At 53.9% G+C, this 13,844-nt stretch carries 11 protein-coding genes and 1 other RNA gene; all 12 read right to left on the bottom strand.

Annotated features, from left to right (window positions below; genetic code table 11):
* Window positions 1-286: 286 nt before the first annotated feature.
* Window positions 287-2,581: a formate C-acetyltransferase gene (gene pflB, locus ABIE02_RS15415; protein WP_077226321.1), complete on the bottom strand. Its 2,295-nt coding sequence runs from the start codon at window positions 2,579-2,581 to the stop codon at window positions 287-289.
* Window positions 2,582-2,596: 15 nt separating this feature from the next.
* The gene (tdcD, locus tag ABIE02_RS15420; protein WP_336994965.1) at window positions 2,597-3,805 is read right to left on the bottom strand and encodes a propionate kinase; all 1,209 of its coding nucleotides are present in this window, start codon (window positions 3,803-3,805) and stop codon (window positions 2,597-2,599) included.
* A gap of 30 nt (window positions 3,806-3,835) precedes the next feature.
* Window positions 3,836-5,167: a threonine/serine transporter TdcC gene (gene tdcC / locus ABIE02_RS15425; protein WP_077226319.1), complete on the bottom strand. Its 1,332-nt coding sequence runs from the start codon at window positions 5,165-5,167 to the stop codon at window positions 3,836-3,838.
* An 11-nt stretch (window positions 5,168-5,178) separates the two neighbouring features.
* The gene (gene tdcB / locus ABIE02_RS15430; protein ID WP_032614354.1) at window positions 5,179-6,168 is read right to left on the bottom strand and encodes a bifunctional threonine ammonia-lyase/L-serine ammonia-lyase TdcB; all 990 of its coding nucleotides are present in this window, start codon (window positions 6,166-6,168) and stop codon (window positions 5,179-5,181) included.
* A gap of 100 nt (window positions 6,169-6,268) precedes the next feature.
* On the bottom strand, window positions 6,269-7,207 hold the full coding sequence (gene tdcA, locus ABIE02_RS15435) for a transcriptional regulator TdcA (protein ID WP_032614355.1): 939 nt from the start codon (window positions 7,205-7,207) through the stop codon (window positions 6,269-6,271).
* Window positions 7,208-7,969: 762 nt separating this feature from the next.
* Entirely contained in the window at window positions 7,970-8,233 is a 264-nt protein-coding gene (locus tag ABIE02_RS15440; protein ID WP_071886411.1) for a CPCC family cysteine-rich protein, read from the bottom strand.
* Window positions 8,234-8,238: 5 nt separating this feature from the next.
* A complete protein-coding gene (locus ABIE02_RS15445) occupies window positions 8,239-8,493 on the bottom strand; it encodes a DUF7683 domain-containing protein (protein WP_032614356.1) in 255 nt (84 codons plus the stop codon).
* Complete coding sequence (locus ABIE02_RS15450) at window positions 8,490-10,028, bottom strand: S-type pyocin domain-containing protein (RefSeq protein ID WP_072010748.1); 1,539 nt, start codon at window positions 10,026-10,028, stop codon at window positions 8,490-8,492. Before ABIE02_RS15450 ends, ABIE02_RS15445 begins: the two co-directional genes overlap by 4 nt.
* A 511-nt stretch (window positions 10,029-10,539) precedes the next feature.
* An RNA gene (gene rnpB, locus ABIE02_RS15455) (RNase P RNA component class A) lies at window positions 10,540-10,917 on the bottom strand.
* A 32-nt stretch (window positions 10,918-10,949) separates the two neighbouring features.
* The gene (gene garK, locus ABIE02_RS15460; RefSeq protein WP_032614357.1) at window positions 10,950-12,095 is read right to left on the bottom strand and encodes a glycerate 2-kinase; all 1,146 of its coding nucleotides are present in this window, start codon (window positions 12,093-12,095) and stop codon (window positions 10,950-10,952) included.
* Between the two features lie 60 nt (window positions 12,096-12,155).
* Window positions 12,156-13,046 (bottom strand): 2-hydroxy-3-oxopropionate reductase, encoded by an 891-nt coding sequence (gene garR / locus ABIE02_RS15465; protein ID WP_103792797.1) that lies wholly within the window; start codon window positions 13,044-13,046, stop codon window positions 12,156-12,158.
* Between the two features lie 24 nt (window positions 13,047-13,070).
* Window positions 13,071-13,841, bottom strand: coding sequence for a 2-dehydro-3-deoxyglucarate aldolase (garL, locus tag ABIE02_RS15470; protein WP_032614360.1), 771 nt, complete (start codon window positions 13,839-13,841; stop codon window positions 13,071-13,073).
* Window positions 13,842-13,844 lie beyond the last annotated feature (3 nt).

A 13,844-nucleotide genomic window follows, 5' to 3' on the forward strand; every position in this document is an offset into this window, starting at 1 on the left:
CGATAATGAGTCAGAGAGGTGCAGGTGCGTGTAATTGGAATGGAAAGATCATAGCGAGAGAGGCGGAGAAAAAAGTCACAACATTAATCAGGTTTTTCTGAGGCGGAAGAAAAAATTACTCTTTATTAGAGGGAAATAATGGCCTTTATTCTCATTGTGACGCACTTCAAGAAATAAAAAACCCGCGACATGCGCGGGAAGAATTTTGGCCTTAACCCTAAATACCCCATTGCCTTGACGATTTGCGCCCGGCCCCCGGCATGCTGCTCCGGGGGCCGGGACTGGCTCACATCGTGTGGGTGAAGGTACGGGAGATCACATCCTGCTGTTGCTCGCGCGTCAGGGCGTTAAACCGCACTGCGTAGCCCGAGACGCGGATCGTCAGGTTCGGGTAGTTCTCAGGATGTGCAATCGCATCCATCAGCATCTCCCGGTTCATGACATTGACGTTCAGGTGCTGCCCTCCTTCGACAGACGCTTCATGATGGAAGTAACCGTCCAGCAAGCCCACCAGGTTGGTTTTGCGCACCCCTTCGTCTTTGCCCAGCGCCTGCGGCACAATGGAGAAGGTGTACGAAATACCGTCTTTGGCGTAGGTGAATGGCAGCTTCGCCACGGAGGTCAGTGAGGCCACAGCGCCCTTGCGGTCGCGCCCGTGCATCGGGTTGGCCCCTGGCGCAAACGGCGTGCCGCCACGACGACCATCCGGCGTGTTCCCGGTCTTTTGACCGTACACCACGTTGGAGGTAATGGTCAGGATCGACTGCGTCGGCACCGCATTGCGGTACGTCGGCAGGGCCTGGATCTTCTTCATAAAACGCTCAACCAGGTCGCAGGCAATACTGTCCACACGGTCATCGTTGTTGCCGTACTGGGGGTACTCGCCTTCGATGACGAAATCGACCGCCAGCCCCGTGTGGTCGCGCACCGGTTTGACGGTCGCGTATTTGATAGCGGACAGGGAATCCGCGGCCACGGAAAGGCCAGCCATGCCGCACGCCATGGTGCGATGCACATCGCGGTCGTGCAGCGCCATCAATGAGGCTTCGTAACTGTATTTGTCGTGCATATAGTGGATCAGGTTCAGGGCACTGACGTACTGCACTGCCAGCCAGTCCATAAAGTGATCCAGACTCGCCATGACGGTGTCGTAGTCCAGCACGTCGTCCAGCAGCGGCGCGGTTTTCGGGCCGACCTGGATTTTCAGCTTCTCATCTACCCCGCCGTTAATGGCGTACAGCAGCGTTTTGGCCAGGTTTGCGCGTGCGCCAAAGAACTGCATCTGCTTGCCGATCACCATCGGGCTGACGCAGCAGGCGATGGCGTAATCATCGCTGTCAAAATCCACCCGCATGAGATCGTCGTTTTCGTACTGCAATGACGACGTGGCGATCGACATCCCGGAGGCGTATTTCTTAAAGGCGATCGGCAGCCGTTCGGACCACAGGATGGTCAGGTTCGGCTCAGGTGCAGGCCCCATAGTGTGGAGCGTGTGCAGGTAGCGGAACGACGTTTTGCTGACCAGCGTGCGGCCATCCAGCCCCATCCCGCCGATCACCTCCGTCGCCCAGATCGGATCCCCCGAGAACAGCGTGTCGAACTCCGGGGTGCGCAGGAAGCGCACCATGCGGATCTTCATGATGAAGTGGTCGATCAGCTCCTGGGCCTGGATCTCATTCAGCCGCCCTGCCTGCATGTCGCGTTCAATATAGATATCGAGGAAGGTGGCCGTGCGGCCCAGCGACATCGCCCCACCGTTCTGCGATTTCACCGCCGCGAGGTAGGCAAAGTAGAGCCACTGCACCGCCTCCTGCGCGTTCATGGCTGGACGGGAGATGTCGTATCCGTAGCTTGCCGCCATCTGCTGGATTTGGAGCAGAGCGCGCTTATGCTCGGCTAACTCCTCCCGCAGGCGGATCGTCGCTTCCAGATCTTCCCCGCGCTCCAGGCGGGGCTGAAGATCGGCAAATTGCAGTTCACGTTCGCGCACCAGATAACTGATGCCGTACAGCGCCACCCGGCGATAGTCGCCGATGATACGCCCGCGACCGTAGCCATCCGGCAGGCCAGTGAGGACACCCGATTTGCGACAGCGCATCATCTCTGGCGAATAGACGTCAAAAACGCCCTGATTGTGGGTTTTACGCAGATGGGTGAACAGGTATTCGAACTGCGGATCCATTTCACGGCCATAGGCTTCAAACGAGCTGCGGATCATATTGATCCCGCCGTAAGGATGCAGCGCCCGCTTGAGCGGCTTATCCGTTTGCAGACCGACCACTTTTTCGCGTTCTTTATCGATATAGCCCGGCCCGTGCGCGGTGATGGTGGTTGCCACGTTGAGGTCAAAGTCCACTGGCGCATGGGTGGCATTTTCCTGACGGATGCCTTCCATTACCTTCTGCCACAGCGCCGTAGTGGCAGGCGTCGCCGGAGCCAGGAAGGCTTCGTCGCCTTCATAAGGGGTATAGTTGTGCTGAATGAAATCGCGCACGTTTATGCTGTTCTGCCAGTCGTTACCGCAAAAGCCGGCCCACGCGTCGCTGTAGGGGGCGACACGGGTATCAATCGTTACCTTCATGATGTTCTCTCTGTATCAGGCGTAAGCCGCTGCCAGACCAACCTCTCCCAGACGGAGGGCATCCAGCGCGATCATTTTTTCTTCGTTAGTGGGGATCACTGCGCAAACCACGCGGGAGGCCGCGGCGGTGATCACCCGCTCGCCTTCGCTGTTTGGCAGGGCATTTCGGGTACGATCCAGTTCGATCCCGAACACGTGCAGATGGTCGGTGACCAGTTGGCGGATGAGCACCGAGTTTTCGCCAATACCACCGGTAAAGACGATGCCGTCCAGTCGGTGCAGGGAGGCGGCATGCCCGGCGATGTGGCGCGCGATACGGTGGACAAAGACCTCAATCGCCAGCCGGGCGCGCGCATGGCCGTCGTGCCAGGCTTTTTCCAGCGTGCGCAGGTCAGAAGAGAGGCCGGAAATCCCGAGCAAACCGGACTCTTTATTTACGACGCGCTCAAGATCCTCGAGCGATTGCCCGGTTTGTTGGGCAATCCACGCCATCGCGCCAAAATCGACATCGCCACAGCGCGTGCCCATCATCAGCCCTTCCAGCGGGGTCATGCCCATTGAGGTATCGACGCTCTGCCCGTTGCGCACGGCACAGACAGAGGCCCCGTTGCCAAGATGGGCGATGACCAGGCCGCTGTCTTCCGCCGGGAGATCCAGCAGCGCCTGCGCCTGCCGGGCAACATAGCGGTGCGACGTGCCGTGGAAACCATACCGGCGCACGCCCAGCTCCTCGAAATAGCGGTACGGCAGCCCATACAGATAGGCCTGGGGCGGCAGCGTCTGATGAAAACTGGTGTCAAACACCGCCACCTGCTGTACGCCCGGAAATAAGTGCTGTGCTGCTTCTACGCCGCTGAGGTTGGCATAGTTGTGCAGCGGAGCCAGGGGGGAAACCCGCCGGATCTGTTCAATAACCGTTTCGGTGATGAGGGTGGACTCGCTGAAGAGGCTGCCGCCGTGGGCGATGCGGTGGCCAATCAAGGCCACGCTGCTCATCAGATCGCGCTTTTCCAGCTCGAGGGCGATGGCTGCCAGCGCCCCTTCGTAGTCCTTGCGAGCCAGATTCACTGGCTCGCCCCCATTCACGGAAATAAAGGCGTTCTCTGTGTTCACGCCGTCCGCCAGCCCCGTCACCAGCGCATCGCAGCTTGCCGCATCCAGCACCGAGAACTTCACCGAAGACGATCCACAGTTAATTACCAATACCACCGGAAATTCAATCATGTCATTACTCCGCTCTTCCTGAGCCTTAAATCAGAACAGTTTGTAGACGATATTCAGGATGGTCAGCAGCCCCACCAGAGTGACGAAGATGTTCTCGGTTCTGCCTTTGTACTTCGCCAGCGCAGGCGTTTTGCGGATGGCATACATCGGCAGCAGGCACAGCAGAGAGGCGATAATCGGCGCGCCCATGGCTTCGATCAGGTCGAGAATGTTCGGGTTGGCGTAAGCCACAATCCAGGTGGACCCCATGATGAAAATCATGCTGATGGTGTTCAGTTTGCCGACGGAGACTTTTTTCTTGTCGCCCTTGTAGCCAAACTTCAGTACCAGGCCGTTCAGCCCTTCCAGCGTGCCCAGGTAGTGGCCGAAGAAGGATTTAAAGATGGCCACCAGCGCGATGATCGATGCGCCGTATTCCAGCACGGTGGCGAAGGTTGATTTGGTGCCGGACAGCGAGGCAAAGTGGTTTGCCAGATAGGAGAGCACCGGAATGTTCTGTGCTTTGGCTTCCGCCATGTTCTGCGGAGAGAGGGTAAACAGGCAGCTAAAGGCGAAGAACATCACCACCGCCACCATCAGCATGCTGGCGCGGCCGATAATTTTGGAACATTTCTGCTCGGTAAAGTCTTTGCCGAACTCCCCTTCGTACTCTTCACGCTTCGAGACCACAAACGAGGAGACGATAGGTGAGAAGTTAAAGGAGAAGACCATGATGGAGATCCCCAGCCAGACGGTGACCAGGATGCCATCGTGGCCGGTAAAGGAGATGTCGCTCAGGTTCACCTGATCGATGACCGCAGAGTTCCAGTAGGGGATCAGCGACAGCGAAATCAGCACCAGACTGGCAATGAACGGGAACACCAGCCAGCTCATCACTTTCACCATCAGGTCTTTACCAAACCAGATAACGAACGCCATCAGCAGCAGCAGGAACAGGGCGACAAAGCCACGGTTCAACGCAGGCATCTGGAGTTGGTTTTCCCAGAAGGTCATAAAAGTGTTGGTAATAGTGACGCCGTAGATCCACAGCAGTGGGCAAATGGCAAAGAAGTAGAGGAAGGTGATCACCACCCCGCCGGTTTTACCGAAGTGCTCTTCCACCGTCTCGGTGATATTCCCGGACGGATTGCTGCCGGACAGGCACAAACGCGCCAGCGCCCGGTGGCAGTAAAAGGCGATAGGATAGGCCAGCACCAGCATCAGTAAAATGGGGATCAGGCCGCCAAAACCGGCGCGGATAGGGAAGAACAGCACCCCTGCGCCAATGGCCGTACCGAACAGCCCGAGGGTCCAGGTGGTATCGGATTTCCGCCAGGAGGCGGTTTTTGTCTGCCCAATGATAATGCTTTCAGTATTGCTCATAGGAGGTCCTTTCAGGCATCAACTAAGCCAGTGATGTGTGAAACGCGGGAGAGATCGATATTACCGCCGGAAATAATGCTCACGGTTTTGCGGCCCTGAATGTAGTGATCCAGCTTGCCGCTCAATAGCGCAGCGGTAGCCAGGGCACCTGCACCTTCGGTGACCACTTTGTTACGCTGGATGAGGGCGATCATGCTGTTGCGAATATCGTCTTCGCTCACCAGCACAATGTCGTCCACTAATTCCTGCACAATTTCGAACGTTAATTTACCCGGGCGGGAAACATCGCAGCCGTCGGCTAATGTCCCGGCGGTGCGGTGGTTCATGATTTCACCAGCAGAATAAGAAGAGGCCATACCGTGAACATTTTCAGCCTGCACGCCGATAATATTGATGGTTGGATTAATGGATTTAATGGCGGTGGCAATCCCGGCAATTAACCCGCCGCCGCCGATGGGCACAATGACATTATCCACGTCGTACAGATCTTCCAGAATTTCCAGACCAATAGTGCCCTGCCCGGCAATGACCAGCGCATCATCGTAAGGAGGAATGAAAATACGCCCTTCCATCTCGACAATTTCACTCACTTTGGCAATGGTGTCGTTGAAGTTGTCACCATGGAGCACCACTTCCGCCGAATAATCGCGGGTGGCCGCGACTTTGGATTTTGGGGCACCCTTCGGCATCACCACTTTTCCGTCGATACCCAACATGGCGCAGGAGAGCGAAACGCCCTGTGCGTGGTTCCCAGCGGAACAGGCCACTACCCCTTTGCGTCTTTCGGCCTCGGTCAGCGAACTTAATTTATTAAACGCGCCGCGGATCTTAAAGGAGCCGGTACGCTGCATATTTTCAAACTTCAGGTATATTTCGCCCTTACAACGTTCGCTTAAATAATTTGAGCGCGGCATACCGGTTTTATAAATTCGACCTGCAAGGCGTTTACGCGCGGTTTGTATATCTTCAAGCGTTACCGGGAGTTGATAAGTGATGTGCATAAAACCCTCTTAATAAGCGTTAATATTTTTAAGCAACGTTCAGCCGTGGACGAATGCGTTAACATTCGCCAGATGCGTAACAGTTAAATTGTTCGGTTAATTATTCAGCCATGATCGGCTGCTTTCGTCGTTCACTATTTTGTGCGGAATATTGCTTCGCTAATTCCACTAAGACCGACGCTGATTTTTTAATACGGTAATTTTTCGACCACACCGCCGCATAGCGTGCAATGGGTAATTCCTCTTCAACAGGCAGCACCACAAACTGATCCGAACCGAAGGGGGCAATCATGTCACGCGGGATCACCGTGAGGTAATCAGCATTCAGCACCAGGTTATAGATAGTGACCACGGAGTCGGTCTGGACAATGTTTTCAATACTGATGTGGTTGTTCTGGAGGGTCGTTAAGAGTTCTTTGTAGTAGCCCATATCGGTTTGCGGCATCACCCACTGTTCGTGCGTGAGTGATGCCAGGGTTGTCGGGCCGGTGCATGTTCGTGTTTTACTGGCCACCAGCACGAACTCGGATTCAAACAGCGGCTCCACGTGCAGATCCTGTAACAGCATCTCATCGCTCAACGTACCGATGGCGAAATCCAGCCGTCCGTCACGGATAGCGGGCAGGAAGGAGGAGAGCTGTGCTTCAAACATCGAGACACGGGCTTTGGGGAACACTTCCTTGAACTTTTTGATCATGCTGGAGAGGAACGTAAAGCCAATCAGCGACGGGTAACCGAAGGAGACGTCGATAACGGTGCTGAAGCTCAGGGTGTTCATTTCGCTGACCATATTCTTCATTTCGCGGGTAATGGATTCGGAGTAAGCGAGTAGGGTCTGCCCGGCGCTGGTTAAGGTCACACCCGTGTTCTTCCGCACAATCAGTTCAACGCCAAAGTAAGATTCGATATCGTTGATGATTTTGCTGACGGCGGGCTGCGTCAGGCCCAGTTGCCTCGCCGCAGATCCGATAGAGCCACTTTTAATGACTTCCTGAAATACGACGAGGTGCTGTGTCTTCGGTAGAATAATAGTGTTCATTATATTCTGCGCTTATTTCCTTATCCCGATGAAGAATTCTACCCATTATTGATAACGGGGGTATGTGCTGTTACTCACAAATTAATTTTCCACGTCCATTGCATCTTTAAATAAATCAAACAAACTATTTATAAAACATATAGTTAACTATAATTAAATCACGATATTGCCTGATATCGATCAACAAAAACCGACAAGATAACTTTATTTTATGGCGATAACCTAAGGTGCTTAAATGCAATTTTAAATCATAATAAAGGCGAACTTTCAGGCAATAAAAGCGTAATTATTCGCCATTTCCTTAATTAAAAAACGATGCAATTTTTAAAATAAAACAATAATCGAAGAGATATTCAGGGATAAAGGGTGCCGCGCATCACATTATTCATCTAGTGAATGTATTCAATATGAATATACGGTTAATGAATATTAAAAGAAGACACAAGCAGGCAACAAATAACTAACACTGCAAAACGTCTGCTTCATAGTGATTAATGTCACCTGTCAGGCAGCTCTTTTTGAGTGTGTAGTGGCATTTGGACAAAAAGCAGTGAAATGTGCTTATTGTCGCAAATTTAATAATTCGTTCTGCTTGCAGGGTTGCCTCAGAAAGCAAAAACCCCGCCGAAGCGGGGTTTTGTTGAAGAAGTTGAAGCTGACCGATAAGCCGGGTTCGTTCAAGCATACGTCAGGCATCTGCGGCGCTGGGATTGTCTTGTGCCACAGACTGTATCTCTCACTTTATGTAACAGATAAAACAGGTTAACAAGCAAAAGGAAGGGCGGAATTAAGCCCAGCCATTCGCTCACGGATAAGATCCATCAAAGCAGAGCTAACATACCTTTCAGCCTTGCCGGAATGCTCGCGCGCTTCGTTTAAACTCAAAACATTAGCCCCGCCTTTGTAGTCAGGTTCTTCAGCCTGAACAGGATCATCTTCCCAATTGAAAACCGGGCGAATCTCATAACTCTCCTTTCCGGGGAATTCATACTGACAGCAGCAAGGGCACGAGTGTTTATGAGCCATCAATTTTAAATTTCTCCACCTGAAATCTGAAAATCCAGATCTTCCTGATAGAATTTTTTACTTAAAATACCTTCAATAGCTCTAACCTTTTGGTCAGTAAGGTTCCAGCCTCCAAGCCCAGCCACAAAATCGTTATAGTCTTCTTCGGTCCACCCCATGACTTTACTAATCTCGGGAAGTTTTTCTTTAGGCACTTCAACCTCAAAAACAAGTAGTTCATCTACACGATCAAATGCATCAACAGTATAAATAATTGTCATTTCTCAACCCTTCTTGTTGGATCTGCCGGTTTGGTCTGCTCTCCTGATACAGGATCAAATTCCCCGAGATGATTTCTACCTGAACGATCATACATTTCAACTGTACCGTGCTGGGAATCCCACTCAAAAATGCGTCCTTTAGAATCCTTCCATCTTGAACGTAAAGTTCCCCCTCCTTTTACTGGTGTTCTTTTCTTAGCCGTTTTTGCATCTGGAAAAGCGGGTAATGGCGGAGTACCTCGTGGCGCTACATGGTATTTGTGATCCGCATTTAGATAGATATAAATCGGCGGGATGTCTGACACTGGCAGGATCAGAATGTAATCCGCGAAGCTCTTCTCATCCGGGGCCGGAGTGGTCGTTGTTGCGATGCGGCTATCATCCGGTAGCGGGTCAACAGGTATTGCCCCCGATAGCCTTGGCGGTGTCTGGTTGCCTGTGTTTGACGGCGTGTTGACGTCAGAATGATCTGGAGTCCAGATGATGGTTACCGACTTTTCTTCCTCAGTGGCAAAGGTGTACGCCTCATAGCGGCGGTCCCATTCCATCTTGCGGACACGCACCATATCCTTACCCGGTGGCGTGTGGTATCCATGCGGAACGGGATGTCCGTTGCTGCTATCCTCCCATGTAAAGCGGACACGCGAGGGAGCTTCACGCATCTGTGCAAGGCGCATACGGTCAATGAAGTCCTGTTCTCCTTCATTGAGTTTGCCGGGCATCATGCCTACCAGGAATCCGGCAACGGAGGCTCCAACGCCACCAGCGGCAATTTCCGTACCTTGTACCGCCCACGTCCCATAAGTAGCAAAACGTCCGGCAACCTGTTCAAGAACGCCAGCGCCTGCGGTGGCTGTCTGTGCTCTGCTCGCACTGGCAGCAGCTGCAACAGCGGCCTGATATTGTATCTCTTCATGATTGCCGTTTAACCACTTATACAGGGCGCTGCGCTTCTTCGGTTTTGAGATATCTTCGGGCGCTGGCGGCTTTTTCTTCGCCGTCTGTGCATGTTGTGGTGCATCAAAATCTATTGCGGCATCAGCAGCAGGTGCTGCCCGGAAAAGCCCCATTTCTGCAAAATTGGTGTGCGGCTCCTGCTGCTTTCCTGCATCAGTATTCCCTGTGCCGCGCTCGCGGGATTTAGCAAAGACAGGAACAGGTAATAGTGCAGCCCGGCTGACTACTGGCGACAAATGTGAGGAAACGACTGTCGATGGTGTCGTTGCTACCACCGGTGAAAACATTCTGGATTCGCTGAGCGAGTCATAGGCTTGTACGGTTATCTGCGGGATTATTTTTGCATTGCACGGGCAACTACTGAAACTGTGCAGACTGCCTGCAACAAGGCGACCATCCGTTTTAATCCATCCAATGCCACCGACTATGCGGTATATATTGCCATCTTTACCACACGATACCCGGTCACCCATCCGCGCAATAGAAGTGCCATTGGTTCGCCGGTTAGGTGCTCCGTCCAATATGCGTCCCCCACACGTGGTAGGATCGTACATATGGAGGATGTATCCCTTTGCCATAACTCCCTCTACTTAAAATGTATTAACGTTAATGTACTATTCATTGTATGAACAATAACCTTTCACAAAAATTGGCTTTTTCAGAAAATGAAACTTTATTTCAAATAATCTTTCTGTGAATGTTTTAGCGCAATTCATTCAGCTCGAAAAATATTAGGTTGTAGTCAAGAGCAGTCGGTGAGACGAAACCATGTTAAACAAACATGCTAACAGCAGAATGAAGTGGTACGCCGCTTCAGGATATGCACACGGCTACGCCTTTCCTGCCAAGTCTGAGGAGTGATAAGTGATATGTGTGGATGGAGACGAGAAATAATAAATCAACCGCGACGTGAACTATCCGTTCATAAAAGAGCAGCGGAAAATCTGGCGATCGGACAAACGAAAGTAGACATAATAAATGTCGTTACGGCGGAGTGTAGGGGGATGTTGCAACCGTTGGTGTATCCCATTAAGTATCCCAATTCTGCTTCTGAGCACCAGGGACACACCAACGTATTGTTTTAGAAGAAGTTGAAGCTGACCGATAAGCCGGGTTCTGTCGTTGAACAGTCATTCATCTAGGCCAGCAATCGCTCACTGGCTCAAGCAGCCTACCCGGGTTCAGTACGGGCCGTACCATTTGAACCCCTATTTGGCCTTGCTCCGGGTGGAGTTTACCGTGCCACGGACTGTTACCAGCCGCGCGGTGCGCTCTTACCGCACCCTTTCACCCTTACCTGATCCCACTTGCGTGGGCCATCGGCGGTTTGCTCTCTGTTGCACTGGTCGTGGGTTTCCCCCCCAGGCGTTACCTGGCACCCTGCCCTATGGAGCCCGGACTTTCCTCCCCTCCGCCCGTCTCCCCCGAAAGGGACGACGACGAAGCGGCGACTGTCTGGTCAGCTTCGGCGCGCAGTATAGAGAGTTTGTGCCCCGCTGTCACCCTTCGGTGAGCATCCCGACCTGCAGAGTGGCGGCGATATTGCGCGAGGCGCGGTAAATATTGTCAAACGCGCCGCGGAACGCCTCTTCCAGAGTGCTGATGCTGGTCAGAACGCTGAACACCGCGTCGATGCCGTACTGGTGCACAATACCGACATCGCTGGTCAGGCTGCCGGCAATGCCGATCACCGGTTTATGGTATTTGCTGGCGACGCGCGCCACGCCTACCGGCACTTTGCCGTGAATACTTTGACTGTCCAGACGCCCTTCACCTGTCACCACCCAGGTGCAGTCATGAATATGCTCTTCGAGATTCAGCGCCTGGGTAACAATTTCTATGCCGCTCTTTAGCTCCGCGCCGAGGAACGCCATCAGCGCAGCGCCCATCCCTCCAGCCGCACCCGCGCCAGGCACATTTTTGACATCAATACGCAGCGCGGTATTAATCACATCAGCGTAGTGGGAAAGATTCTTGTCCAGCTCCTGAATGGTGGCTTCCGTGGCCCCTTTCTGTGGGCCGAAGATATGGGATGCGCCCTGCTCGCCGATCAGCGGATTGCTCACATCACAGGCCACCCGGATCGCGCAGGTTTTAAGGCGCGGATCGAGGGCCGAAATATCGATATTGTTCAGTGCCATCAGACTGCCGCCGCCGTGGCCGATATCAGTCCCGTTGGCATCGGTCAGTTTTGCGCCCAGCGCCTGTACCATCCCGGCGCCGCCGTCGTTAGTGGCGCTGCCGCCAATACCGATAATGATATTGCGCGCGCCTTTATCCAGTGCAGCGAGGATCAGCTCGCCCGTGCCGCGGGAGGTGGTAACCAATGGGTTACGCTGGGCTGGCGGAACCAGAGCCAGGCCGCTTGCCGCTGCCATCTCAATAAACGCCGTTACGCCATCGCCGGAGATCCCCCAGCAGGCGTTAACGCTTTCGCCCAGTGGTCCCGTCACTACCGCGTGCTGCATCGTGCCGTTGGTGGCGGCAATCATCGCTTCAACCGTTCCTTCCCCGCCATCCGCCACGGGAACCGAAACATACTCTGCATCGGGAAAGATCTCCCGAAAGCCTTTTTCTATCGCCCGCGCTACCTCGGTGGCAGACAGGCTTTCTTTGTAAGAGTCAGGGGCGATTACGATTTTCATAGTTATAGCCTGTTACCGCTTAAGGCAAAAATAGCGGGCGCGTTCCCGCGCCCGTCTTTGTTAGCGAGAGACTTCGACTTTCGCCAGTTTTTCGTAATAGCAGGCAATGGCGCTGTGGTCGGCCGTGCCCATTCCGTCGGCACGCAGGGCCTGCATCATCTCCATTACCGCCGCAGTGAGCGGTAGTTGCGCGCCTACGCCGTGGGAGGTGTCCAGCGCGTTAGCCAGATCTTTAATGTGCAGATCGATACGGAAGCCGGGCTTGAAGTTACGATCCATCACCATCGGCGCTTTGGCATCCAGCACGGTGCTGCCTGCCAGGCCGCCACGGATCGCCTGATACACCAGATCCGGGTTAACACCCGCTTTGGTCGCCAGGGTCAGGGCTTCGGACATGGCTGCGATGTTCAGGGCCACAATCACCTGGTTTGCCAGCTTGGTGACGTTACCTGCGCCAATTTCACCGGTATGTACCACAGAGCCAGCCATCGCTTTCAGCAGATCGTAATATTTGTCGAAAATGGCCTTGTCGCCGCCCACCATCACAGAAAGGGTGCCGTCGATGGCTTTCGGCTCGCCGCCGCTCACAGGCGCATCCAGCATGTCGATGCCTTTTGCTTTCAGCGCTTCGCTGATTTCACGACTGGCCAGCGGTGCGATGGAACTCATGTCGATCAGCACGGTGCCGGGTTTAGCGCCTTCAATGATGCCGCCCTCGCCCAGCGCCACTTCTTGTACGTGCGGGGAGTTTGGCAGCATGGTGATGATCACATCGCACTGCTCGGCAATCGCCTTTGCCGTGGCCGCCGTTTCTGCGCCAGCGGCAATCACTTCGGCAATGGCTTCCGGGTTACGGTCTGCAACCACCAGTGAGTAACCTGCTTTGATGAGGTTTTTACTCATTGGTTTACCCATGATACCCAGGCCAATAAAACCAACTTTCAGTGTCATAACGTCTCTCTCTTTCTGTGGTGGTTATTTCTTAAAGGAATCAGCTAATTTCTGCGTTGCAGAGCGGAACACGCCGAGGTCGCTGCCGACGGCAACAAAGGTCGCACCCCATTCCAGATAGCGGCGGGCATCGGCTTCAACCGGTGCCAGAATGCCAGCCGGCTTACCATGTGCTTTGGCGCGGGCAAAGATGTGCTGAATGGCGCGTTGCACTTCCGGGTGGTTGGCATTGCCGAGATGACCGAATGCCGCAGCCAGGTCGCTTGGGCCGACAAAGATGCCGTCCACGCCGTCAGTGGCGGCGATAGCATCGACGTTGTCCACGCCCTGCTGGCTCTCGATCTGTACCAGGATGGTGATGTTCTTGTTTGACTGGGCCAGGTAATCCGGCACGGTGCCAAACATGTTGGCGCGATGGGAGACCGACACGCCGCGAATACCTTCTGGCGGATAGCGGGTGGAAGCCACCGCCTGCACCGCCTCTTCCTCGTTTTCTACAAACGGAATCAGGAAGTTGTAGAAGCCGATATCCAGCAGGCGCTTAATGATCACCGGCTCATTGGTCGGGACACGCACTACCGGCGCGCTGTGGCTGCCTTTCAGCGCCATCAGTTGCGGGATAAACGTAGTGATGTCGTTCGGCGCATGTTCACCGTCCAGGACCAGCCAGTCAAAACCTGCCAGCCCCAGCACTTCGGTGCTGATAGGACTTGCCAGCGCGGACCAGCAACCGATCTGAATCTGATGCGCCGCGAGGGCCGCTTTAAATTTGTTCGGGAAAATATCGTTACTCATCGC

The organism is Leclercia sp. 1548, from assembly GCF_050435045.1.
GTDB classification, from domain to species: Bacteria; Pseudomonadota; Gammaproteobacteria; order Enterobacterales; family Enterobacteriaceae; genus Enterobacter; species Enterobacter adecarboxylatus.